Here is a 12,445-nt window from a genome sequence, read left to right as displayed (position 1 = left end):
ATGTCGCTGACGAACACCGAGCCGGCGAAGACCGCCCGCTACCCCAAGCTCCCCTGGCCCCGGATCCCGTCCCCCGCCCTCCGGCACCCGCTCGCCGAGCACGCCGATGCCAACCGGGAGGCCGAGCGGCGGGCACTGGAGGCCGCCGAGGAGGCGTTCCGTACCGCGGGCGGCATGATCGCCTGCTTCATCGCCGAGCCCGTCCAGGGCGAAGGCGGCGACAACCATCTCAGCGCCGGCTTCCTTCAGTCGATGCAGCGGCTCTGCCACGAGCACGACGCCCTGTTCGTGCTCGACGAGGTCCAGAGCGGCTGCGGGATCACCGGTACGGCCTGGGCGTACCAGCAACTCGGCCTGGAGCCCGACCTGGTGGCCTTCGGCAAGAAGACCCAGGTCTGCGGGGTGATGGGCGGCGGCCGGATCGACGAGGTCCCGGACAACGTCTTCGCGGTCTCGTCCCGGATCAGCTCGACGTGGGGCGGCAACCTCGCCGATATGGTCCGCGCCACCCGGATCCTGGAGACGATCGAGCGTACGCAGCTCTTCGACACCGTCGTCCGGCGCGGCAAGTACTTCGGCGACGGCCTGGAAGCCCTGGCCGCCACGTACCCCGCCGTGGTGACCAATGCCCGCGGCCGGGGTCTGATGTGCGCCGTCGACCTGCCGGACACCCGGCTCCGTGACGAGGTGCTGCGCCGGATGTACCGGGACCACCAGGTGATCGCCCTGCCGTGCGGCGAACGCGGCCTCAGGTTCCGCCCGGCGCTGACGATCGGCGAGAGCGAGATCGATCAGGCCCTGGACGCGCTGGCGCGCAGCGTCGAGCCGCTCGCCGTCTGACGCACCACATGTAGTCCCACTCGTCCGCATCCCGTACGACGGAGAGCCCACGAATGATGTCAGCACGGTACCCGAGGACCGCAGCCGACTGGACTGCCCGCATCGAAGAGGTGTCGAGCGAGCGCTGCGATCTGGAAATGCTGCTCAAGGACGAGTGGCGCAACAAGATCGCGGTACGGGACGACGATCCCGGTGTCCGTGCGACCAAGCACCGGGATCTGCTGATCGGCGGCCGGGACTACGCCGCGCTGAAGGACGCGCTCCGGGATGACGAGGCCATGTCCGTGGGCGCGTTCGCGCTCGCCGCGCTGCACAGCGTCATGCGCGCGTACGGCCACGGGAACCGGACGGTCGCGGCCTTCGTCGACGCGACCGATACGGACGGCCCGCGGCGGGCCGCCGTTCTCCCGGTCGTCGTCGACCACACCGAGCAGGCCCGGCTCACCTGCGCCGCGGCCGTACGGGAACTGGACGAGGCACTGCGGCGCGAGGACGCGTACGCGAGCCCCGCCGAGCTGCTGGAGCGCGGCCTCTTCGACGCCCTGCTCGTACTCACCGACCGTGACCTGCCCCTGGCCGACCTGCCGTCCACTCCGCTCGCCATGATCGTCCAGGACATCGAGGCCGAAGGCTGCCTGCGGTGGACGATGGCCTACGCGGAAGAGCTGTTCGAGGACCGGACGGTCGCCGGTGTGCTCGATGTCGTACGGGAGGTGCTCGGCCAGTTCGTCGGCCGGCCCGGACACCCCGTCGCGGGCATCGAACTGGCGTCGGAGGAACAGCGGGAGCGGCTGCGCGAATGGAACGCCACCGACGGTGACTTCCCGGAGGGGAAGCGGCTCAACGAGCTGTTCGAGGACGCCGTCCTGCGGTCGCCGGACCGCGAGGCCGTTGTCTTCGGCGACACCTCACTGACCTACCGTGAGGTCGACGAGCGGTCCAACCAGTTCGCGCACTGGCTGCTCGGCCCCGGAATGGGTGTGCGCCCGCAGGAACTGATCGGGCTCTATCTCGACAAGAGCGATCTGGGTGTCTTCGCCACCCTCGGCATCTGGAAGTCCGGCGCGGCGTACGTACCGATCGACCCGGCCTACCCGGCGGACCGGGTGCGCTTCGTCGTCCGCGACACCGGCCTGTCCGGCATCGTCACCAACCGCCACCACGCGGCACGGCTGCGGGAAACACTCGAAACGCTCGGTCCGGACCACTCCGGCGTCCGCGTCATCGAGATCGAAACCGTGCTGGCGGAGCAGGACGCCGGCGGAAGCGCGCTGCGGGAGAGACCACGGCTCTCCCTGGGCAGCCGCGACCTCGCGTACCTCACGTACACCTCCGGCACCACGGGCGTCCCGAAGGGCGTCCCCAAATACCACGACAGTGTCGTGAACAGCATCACGGATCTGTCCGAGCGGTACGGCATGCGCTCGCCCGGCGAGGAGCGGGTCGCGCTCTTCGCGTCGTACGTCTTCGAACCGCACCTGCGGCAGACCCTGATCGCGCTCATCAACTCGCAGACGCTGGTGATCGTCCCCGAAGAGGTCAGGCTCGACCCCGATCTGTTCCCCGCGTACATCAAGCGCCACGGCGTCACCTATCTCAATGCCACGGGATCGGTGGTCCAGCACTTCGACCTGCGCCGCTGTACGAGCCTCAAGCGGCTGCTGCTGGTCGGCGAGGAGCTGACGGCGGCCGGGCTGCGCCAGCTCCGTGAGAAGTTCTCCGGTCGTGTCATCAATGAGTACGCCTTCACCGAGGCGGCCTTCGTCACCGCCGTCAAGGAGTTCGCCCCGGGCGTGACGGAGCGCAGGGACCGCAGCATCGGGCGGCCGGTACGGAATGTGAAGTGGTACGTACTGAGCCAGAATCTGAAGCAGTTGCCGATCGGCGCCATCGGTGAGCTGTACATCGGCGGGCACGGGGTCGCCCCGGGCTATCTCAACCGGGACGATCTGACCGCGGAACGCTTCATGGCGAACCCGTTCCGGTCGGAGCGGGACAAGGCGCGCGGGGTGAACGCCCGTATCTACCGGACCGGTGATCTGGCGCGCGTACTGCCGTCCGGTGAAGTGGAGTTCATGGGGCGCAGCGACTTCCAGCTCAAGCTCAACGGTGTGCGGGTGGAGCCGGGCGAGATCGAGGCGCAGGCGACGGAGTTCCCGGGAGTGCGCAAGTGCACGGTCGTGGCCCGCGAAGGCGCGGGGGGCACGGGCGACCGCCATCTGGTCGGGTACTTCGTGACCGAGCCGTCGGCGGAGGTGACCGAGGACGAGCTGCTGGCGTTCCTCGAACAGAGGCTGATACGGATCATGGTCCCGGCCCGGATGGTCCGCCTCGACACCATCCCGGTCAATGTCAACGGCAAGGTGGACTGGCGGGCGCTGCCGGAGGTGGAGCTCGCCCGCCCGGGCGGTGCCCACCGGGGCGATACGCCCGCGCCCACCGCCGGCGGTGCCCCGGCCGGTGGAGCGGCCGGTGGTGTCATCGACGAGCTGCGCGAGATCTGGAGCACGGTGCTCGGAGTGCCGGCGGCACGGATCGGCGACGGCGACGACTTCTTCCGGCTCGGTGGCCAGTCCATTTCGTGCATCCTGCTGATCGCGCGCGTAAGGCGGCGGCTGGGTGTCTTCGTCGGCGTGGAGGACGTGTTCACCCTCAGGACGCTGGGCGAGCTGGCCCGCCACCTGGACCAGCGGCGCGAGGAGCCGGGGCACGCGCCGGAGCCGGAGCCGACGGCGGCCATGGAGCGGGCCGGCGGCGAGCGGGCACCGGCCGAGGGCGAGTCCGTCGGACTGCTCGCGAACGGTCTGCAACAGGGGCTGCTCTACCACGCGCTCAAGCGCAGGAACGGCGACGACGCCTACGTCATGCAGTCGGTGCACCGCTACCACTGCGCTATCCGCCCCGATCTGATGCGGGACGCCTGGCAGCGGGCACGGCGGAAGTACCCGGCGCTCAGGCTGCGTTTCGAGTGGGGCGAGGAGCCGCTCCAGATCGTCGACAACGACGACAAGCCCTTCGAGTGGCGCTTCACCGACCTGAGCGATGTGGCGGACTCAGCCGAACAGGACGCCCGTATCAAGGAGTTGCAGGAGCGCGACCGGACCGAGCCGTACGATCCGGCCGCGGGCCGGCTGTTCCGGGTCTATCTGATCAAGCAGCGCGAGGACCTGTTCTCGCTGATCTTCAGTTGCCACCACATCATCCTGGACGGGTGGAGCCTGCCCGTACTCCACGACGACGTGCACCGTACGTACCTCCGTCTGCTCCGGGGCGCCGACGCCGAACCGGCCGTCGACAGCGCGTACCTGGCGGCGCAGCGGCACTGGGAGGCGCACCGGAACGACGACGTCGAGTACTGGACGCGGCAGGTCGAACGCATCGACGAGCGCGGTGACTTCGCCGGGCTGGTCAAGGAGGAGATCCGCTACCAGGTCGCGCTGAGCGACTACGACCACGTACGGGAGCACCGTACGAAGAAGCTGCGCCTCGGCGCGGACCGGACCGCCGCGCTCAAGGCGGTGTGCGCCGCCCACCGGGTCACCCTGCACTCGGTGCTCCAGTTCGTGTGGCACAAGGTGCTGTACGCCGTCGGCGGCGGGAACACCACGGTGGTGGGGACGATCGTGTCCGGCCGCAACCCCCATATCGACGGCATCGAGAACTCGGTGGGCCTGTTCATCAACACACTGCCCGTGATCGTCGACCACGACGACCAGGCGACGAAGAGCGTCGGCACGGCCATCACCGAGATCCAGACCGCGGTGAACACCATGAACAGCAGGAGCACCGTGGAGCTGGGCCGGCTGGAGACCGGCGGCATGAAGCGCCGGCTGTTCGACACACTGCTCGTGCTGGAGAACTATCCGCGGCTCCTGGACGAGGACGAGGAGCGGGAGCACGAGGAACTGCTCCGCTTCGAGAAGGCGTACGACGCCGACAAGGTCGACTATCCGCTGGCCGTCGTGGCGCGCGAGGAGGGCGACGAGCTGACGGTCACGCTGTGGTACGCGGGTGAGCTGTTCGACGACGACGCCATCGGCACGCTGCTCGATGTGACCGGCACGCTGTTCGGCCAGGTGGCGGAGGACATCGCGCGGCCGGTCGACGCCCTCGAATTCGTCTCGACGCCGATGATCGAGCGCTTCGACGCATGGAACCGTACGGAGACCGGGTTCCCGGACGGCAAGACCCTGCACGGAGTGTTCGAGGAGATGGCGGCGGCCTGGCCGGACGAGATCGCCGTGGTCTACCGCGAGACCAGACTGACGTACCGTCAGCTCAACGAGCGGGCCAATCAGTTGGCGCACTATCTGCGGACCGTCGAGGATCTGCGGCCGAACGACCTCGTCGGACTGATGGTGGACAAGAGCGAGCTGATGATCACCGCGATCCTGGCGGTGTGGAAGACCGGAGCGGCGTACGTACCGATCGACCCGGGCTATCCGGACGACCGCGTCGCCTTCATGCTCGAAGACACCCGGTCCCGCCTGGTGATCACCAACCACGCCCACGCCGAACGGCTCCGCGGCCTTCCCGGCGCGGCCGAGCTGCCCGTGGTGGAAGTGGACCAGTTGCCGATGGGCTACCGGTCGACGGACAACCCCGTCACGGCCGTGACGAGCACGGACCTCGCCTACGCCATCTACACCTCCGGCACCACGGGCAAGCCCAAAGCCGTGCTCGTGGAGCACCGGGGAGTCGTCAACCTCCAGACGTCCATGATGAAGCTGTTCTCGCTCGACAAGAGCGCGGGCGACGAGGCCCTCCTGTCGTTCTCCAACTATGTGTTCGACCACTTCGTCGAGCAGATGACCGATGCCCTGCTCAACGGGCAGAAGCTGGTGGTGCTCGACGACTCGATGCGTACGGACGCCGAGCGCCTGTACAAGTACATCAACGACGAGAACGTCACGTATCTCTCCGGCACGCCCTCGGTCCTCTCGCTGTACGACTACTCGACGACGACGTCCCTGACCCGTATCGACGCGATCGGCGAGGACTTCACCGAGCCGGTCTTCAACAAGATCCGCGGGATGTTCCAGGGCACCATCATCAACGGGTACGGCCCGACGGAGATCTCGATCACGAGCCACAAGCGGCTGTACGCGCCCGGCGAGCGCCGTGCCACCAAGAGCATCGGCCATCTGGTGGCCAACACCATGTGTTACGTGCTCGACAAGTCGATGCGGCGCGTGCCGGTCGGAGGCATGGGCGAGCTGTACATCGGCGGTGTCGGTGTCACACGCGGATATCTCAACCGTGACGAGCTGACGGCGGAGCGTTTCCTGGACAATCCGTTCCGGACCCCGGAGGAGAAGGCGTCCGGGCAGAACGCGCGTATCTACCGGACGGGCGACCTGGCCCGATGGCTGCCCAACGGCGAGCTGGAGTGCCTGGGCCGCACGGACCACCAGGTCAAGATCCGCGGACAGCGTGTCGAGCTCGGCGAGGTCGAGGCGGCCCTCTCGTCGTACCCCGGTGTGACCCGGTCCCTGGTGATCGCCCGTGAGCACCGGGCGGCGGGGCGCGGCGGCGCCGGGCTCACCGGCGCGCAGAAGTATCTCGTCGGCTTCTACGTCTGCGAACGCGAGCTGGACGAGACGGATCTGAAGCAGTGGATGCGCAAGAAGCTGCCCGAGGCCGTGGTGCCCTCCCGCCTCCTGCGCATCACGGACACCCCGGTGACACCCAGCGGAAAGCTGGACACACGGCGGCTTCCGGAGACGGACTTCGGGCCGGACGAGGGCGGGGAGTACGTCGCGCCCTCGAACGATGTCGAGGCCAAGCTGTGCGGCATCTGGTCCACGGTGCTCGGTGTCGCGCCGGACCGGGTCGGTGTGCACGACGACTTCTTCGCGCTCGGTGGCGACAGCCTGCGCGCGATGGTGCTGGCGCAGGCCATCACGACCGGTTTCGGCCGTGGCCTCGGCGTCACGACCGTGCTCCAGCACACCACCCTCGGGGCGCAGGCGGCGCATATCCGGGAGATGGCCGCGCAGGTGGAGGAGGAGCGGGGCGAGCCGGCGGGCGGCGCAGGCGCGGCGGGCCCGGCAGGCCCGGCCGGGGTGGAGAACCCTCCGGCGTCGCTGGCGCAGGAACGCCTGCTGTTCATCGACGAATTCGAGGGCGGGACCGCCGCGTACAACATCCCGTTCGTTCTCCGGATCGCGACGGCGCCGGACGACGAGCTCGTAACGCGCGACACGGTCACCCGCGCGCTGCGCACACTGGTACGGCGCCATCCCGCGCTCCGCACCCTGCTCATCATGGACGGTGCCGGTGTCCGGCGGCAGCACACGCTGTCCCAGGACGACGCGTCCGCCCTGTTCGATGTGCCCGTGCACACGGTCGGGAGCGTCACCGAGCTGGACGAGCAGCTCGTGGAGCGCTCGGGGTATGTGTTCCGGCTGCACGAGGAACTGCCGCTCCGGACAGACCTGTTCGTGCTCGGCACGGACCCCGGCAGTGTGTATCTGAGCGTTGTCCTCCACCACACATGCTTCGACGGCTGGTCGTGGAACACCTTCCGCGGCGAGCTGGCGGCCCTTCTGCACGGTGTGCCCGAGGCGGAGCTGGGGGCGGGGCACGGTACGTACGCGGACTTCGCCGTGTGGCAGCGGGAGTATCTGGCCGGGCGGCGGATGTCGGAGCTGACCGAGTTCTGGACGGAGAGGCTGGCCGGGTTCGAGACGGTCAGGCTGCCGCTGGACAACCCGCGCCCGGCGCGGTTCGACTACCGCGGCCGGGAGATCGAGTTCGGCCTCGACGAGCGGACCACCGAGGCGCTGAGGGCGCTGGCCCGGTCGTCGAGAGTGAGCCTGTACAGCGTACTGCTGGGTGCCTGGTGCCTGATGCTGCGCATGTACACCGGCCAGGACGACTTCGTGATCGGAACCCCGTCGGCCAACCGCGGGCGCCCGGAGTTCGACCGTACGATCGGCTTCTTCGCGAACCTGCTGGCCCTGCGGGTCCGGGTCGACTCGGACGCCACGCTCGCGGAGTACATACGCGCGGTCGGCGCGGATGTGGTGGCGGCGCAGGTGCACGGTGAGCTGCCGTTCGAGCAGCTCGTGAAGGAGATGGACCCGGAGAGGGATCCGAGCCGTCACCCGGTCCTCCAGATCAACTTCACACTCCAGAACGTCACGGACCGCGACCCCGGTGCCGACGCGATCGCTTCGGCGTCCGACGGGCGGAAGGCGCTGGTCGACTACAAGCCGGACGGCGGCGGCTGGACGGCCACCAAGTTCGATCTGTCGGCCACGCTCACCGAGACCTCGGGCGGCCTGGCGGGCAATCTGACCTTCGCCGCGTCCCTCTTCGACGATGCGAGCGCCGAGGGCTTCATCTCCACGTTCCAGCACGTCCTGCGCGAGTTCGCCCGGCTCTCGGCCGCCAAGGACCGGGTCACGCCGGCGGACGTCACCTGCCTCGACGAAGCGGGCCGGGCGGCGCTGCTGGCCGACGCGGCGGAGCCCGCCGGCCCCGTCGTACCGGCCGCCGCGTCCGGTATGTCCCGGACGCTGCACGGAGTGTTCGAGGAGATGGCCGAGACCTGGCCGGACGAAATCGCGGTCGTCCACGGCAAGACCAGGCTGACATACCGCGAGCTGAACGAGCGGGCCAACCGGTTGGCGCACCATCTGCGGAGCATCGCGGAACTGCGGCCGAACGACCTGGTGGGCCTGGTGCTGGACAAGAGCGAGCTGATGATCACGGCGATCCTGGCGGTGTGGAAGGCCGGTGTCGCCTACGTACCGATCGACCCCGGCTATCCGGACGACCGGGTCGCCTTCATGCTCGAAGACACCCGGGCGCGTCTCGTACTGACCGACCACGCCCACACCGAGCGGCTCCGCGCACTGCCCATCGCGGCGGAACTGCCGGTGGTCGATCTGGACGAGTCGCCCATGGGCCATCGGCCGGCGGAGAATCCCGTCACCGCCGTGGCGAGCACCGACCTCGCCTACGCCATCTACACCTCCGGCACCACCGGCCAGCCCAAGGCCGTACTCGTACCGCACCGCGCGGTGGACAGCTTCCGCGAGCAGGTGGCCGAGCGCTACTTCGGGACTCCCGGCTCATCGCGCCAAGGCGTCCTGTTCCTGGCCAACTACGTTTTCGACTTCTCCGTCGAGCAGTTGGCGCTCTCGGTCCTGAGCGGCCACACCCTGATCGTTCCGCCGCCCTCCCCCGCCCACGACGACGGCTTCTACGACTACGCGAACCGTGCGGGGCTCACGTATCTGAGCGGTACGCCGACACAGATCCAGCAGTTCGACCTCACGCGACTGCCGCGTCTGCGGTGTGTGCTCGTCGCCGGTGAGGCGTTCCACGAGCGCCACTTCCGGAAGATCCGGAACGAGTACTCCGGACCGATCGTCAACGCCTTCGGCACCACGGAGACGGCCGTCTACAACACCGGCCGGCGCTTCGAGCCCGGTGAGCCCTACCGGAACACCTTCGGGAAGCCGCTCGGGAACACCCGGCTGTATGTCCTCGGCGACGCGCTGAAACTGCTTCCGACGGGGGCGATCGGCGAGCTGTACATGGCCGGCGAGTGTGTCACGGACGGCTATCTGAACCGGCCGGACCTCACACGCGAGCGGTTCCTGCCGAACCCGTTCCGTACCGAGGCGGAGCGCCGTGCCGGCCGGTACCCGGTCATCTACAAGACCGGGGATCTCGTGCGGCGGACGAGGGACGGCGAGTTCCAGTACGTGGGACGCAATGACGCGCAGGTCAAGATCCATGGCATTCGCGTCGAACCCGGCGAGGTCGAAGCGGTGCTGGCCGCCTGTCCGAACGTACGGGAGTGTGCCGTCGTCGCCACGGCCGACGAACACGCCCCGGACGGCGGCGGCATGCGGCTGGTCGGCTACTACGTGGCGGAGACGGGCGTCGGCGAGGCGGTGGACCGGGCCGTCGAGGAGGACGAGATCTTCGCCGCCCTGCGCGCGAAGCTGATGCCCGGCATGGTGCCTTCGCTGCTGGTACGGCTCGACCGGCCGCTGCCGATGACCATCAACGGAAAGCTCGACACCAAGGCGCTGCCGAAGGCGGTCCTGTCCACGGAACGGGCGGGCTACACCGCGCCGCGCAGCCGTACCGAGGCCCGGCTGTGCCAGCTCTGGAGCGCGGGGCTGCCGGGTGGCACGGTGGGCATCGACGACGACTTCTTCCGGTCGGGCGGTGACAGCCTCAGCGCCCTGCGGCTGGCGAGCCAGGTGGGGCGGGAGGTCGGTCGCAGGATCAGTGTGAAGGACATCTTCGACTTCCCCACCGTCCGGCGGCTGGCGGACAACGTACTGTCCGGTCCGGAGAGCGGGCACGGTACGCGGGACGGCAATCGGGACGAGCGTGTGGAATCCGAGCAGCCTGAGCAGGGCCGGCTGTCCGGTGACTGCCCGCTGCTGCCGATTCAGGAGTGGTTCTTCGCGAAGCCGCTCGCGGACCGCGGCTGGTGGAACCACAACTTCGCCATCACCACACCGCCGCTGGAGATGACAAGGCTGCGCCAGGCGGTGACGAGGCTGGTCGCCCACCATGACGCGTTCAGCCTCCGCTACACCGGGTTCGAGGGTGCTGGATCCGGTGGCGCCGGGTCCGACGGTGACAGGTCCAACGGTGACGGGTTCGACGGTGGCGGCGGTACGGAGATCACCCAGGCGTACGGTGACGGCCGCCCGGATGTCGTACTGCACGAACTCGACGTGAGCGGCCTGCGCGACGAGGACATCAGCCGGCAACTCGCCCAATGGCAGAGCGGTTTCGACCTGGAGCGCGGACCGGTCGCCTGTGCCGCGTATCTCCACGGGTTCGACGACGGCACCGCCCGCGTCTGGTTCGCCCTGCATCATCTGATCGTCGACACCGCGAGCTGGCACATCCTCACTCAGGACCTGGAAATCCTGTACCACGACGGGGAGCTGGAGGAGAAGACGGGCAGCTACCGGCAGTGGGCGCGGGCGCTGCGCCGCTATGTCCCCGGTGAGGACGAGCGGCGGCTCTGGACGGAGATCAACGAGGGCATGGCTTCCGCGGCGCCGGGCGTGCTGTCACCGTCACCGGAAGCGTACGGTGCGGCGGCACACCGCGAGGAGTTCGCGCTGAGCCCGTCGGACACCCGGGCCCTGCTCACCGAGGCCCACCGGGCGTACGACACCACCATGAACGACCTGCTGCTGACGGCGACCGGACACGCGCTGCGGTCGGTCACGGGTCTGGCCACGAACCACATCACGGTCGAGGGCCACGGCCGCGAGCTCTTCGACGGAGCCCCCGATGTCCGGGACACGGTCGGATGGTTCACGACGATGCATCCGCTGGCCGTCGAAGTGGACCCCCAGGACCTCGGGCGCGGCATCCTCGCGACGAAGGAGGCCCGTCGGCGGGTACCGCACAACGGCATCGGTTACGGTGCGCTCTTCGGCCGGTACTGCAGCGAGCACGCACCCCTTCCGCCGGTCAGCTTCAACTATCTCGGGGTGATATCGGACGAGGTGTCACAGACGCCGGACCAACTGGCGGGCTGGCGGCTCGACTCGGCGATGTCGGGCAGCAATGTCTCCGGACGCAACCAGGGAGCCGATCGGGGCGCCGATCAGTTCAGTGTCGATGTGACGATGAGATGCGCCGGCGGCCGTCTGATCACGGTGGTCGACAGCCGGCTGGACCGGGCCACCACCCAACGGTTCACGAACGAACTCAAGTCATGGCTGGAGCGATTGGTCGCCCATACGTCGACGATGGCGAGCAACGGAGCGGGCAACGGAACAAACAACGGGACGCGCAACGGGACGCGCAATGGCGTGGGCCATGCGCAGGCGGCCCCGCAGTCGGCAGCCGAGGACGAGGCCTTCGATCCGTACATCCTCGTCAACGAGGAAAGCGCGGAGCGCACCCTCTTTGTCTTCCCGCCCGGCGAGGGCGGTGCCGAGAGCTATCTGAGCAATATCGCGCAACGGCTCCCCGGATACCGGCTGGTGCTGTTCAACAATGTGCATCTGCACTCCCCGATGGAGTCGTTCGAGGCCCTGGCCCGGTTCTACACCGAGCACATCCGGCGCCTCCAGCCGTCCGGCCCGTACAGCTTCTTCGGATGGAGCTTCGGAGGAGTTCTCGCCCTGGAGGTCTCGCTGCAACTGGCCCGTGCGGACGAGAAGATCGACAACCTGTTCCTCGTCGACCCGTACTTCAATGTGCCGCAGGCGTCGGCCCGGATCGGACTCCCCGATGTCGAGGACATTCTCGATCCGATCAATTACCACTACGCACCGAACGAAGCCGATCTGAAGCGGCTCGGGGTCCGTATCGGAAACCTGGTGATGTTCAAGGCGGGCGAGCCGAACGACATCGTCCGCGACGACCACCAGCGCCGGCTGTTCGCGTTCTACCAGCGGTCGCGGTACAACAGCCTGGACACTCTTCTGCCGGCCGATTCGATCGAGATCCACCCGCTGTCCGGCGAGACCCATCATTCGTGGGTACGAAACGAGCGCCTGGTCAGGGGCATGTGTGAACGCGTCTCCACGGCGCTCTCCGATGCCTTTGAACAGATTCCGGCTGAATAGGCCGAGTCCCTGAAGGCCGAGTCCCTGGAGGA

General features: G+C 68.5%; 2 protein-coding genes. Both read left to right on the top strand.

What is annotated here, in order from left to right:
• Nucleotides 1-840 (top strand): aminotransferase class III-fold pyridoxal phosphate-dependent enzyme (locus tag WH07_RS23085; protein ID WP_046503290.1); only part of this gene is annotated, 840 nt, incomplete at its 5' end.
• Nucleotides 841-893: 53 nt separating this feature from the next.
• A complete protein-coding gene (locus tag WH07_RS23080; RefSeq protein WP_046503286.1) occupies nucleotides 894-12,413 on the top strand; it encodes a non-ribosomal peptide synthetase in 11,520 nt (3,839 codons plus the stop codon).
• The last annotated feature ends 32 nt before the right edge of the window (nucleotides 12,414-12,445 follow it).

This window comes from Streptomyces odonnellii, from assembly GCF_000981895.1.
GTDB lineage: Bacteria > Actinomycetota > Actinomycetes > Streptomycetales > Streptomycetaceae > Streptomyces > Streptomyces odonnellii.
The sequence above is the reverse complement of the archived record's forward strand: the minus strand, read 5'-3'. Positions and strand labels throughout refer to the sequence as shown.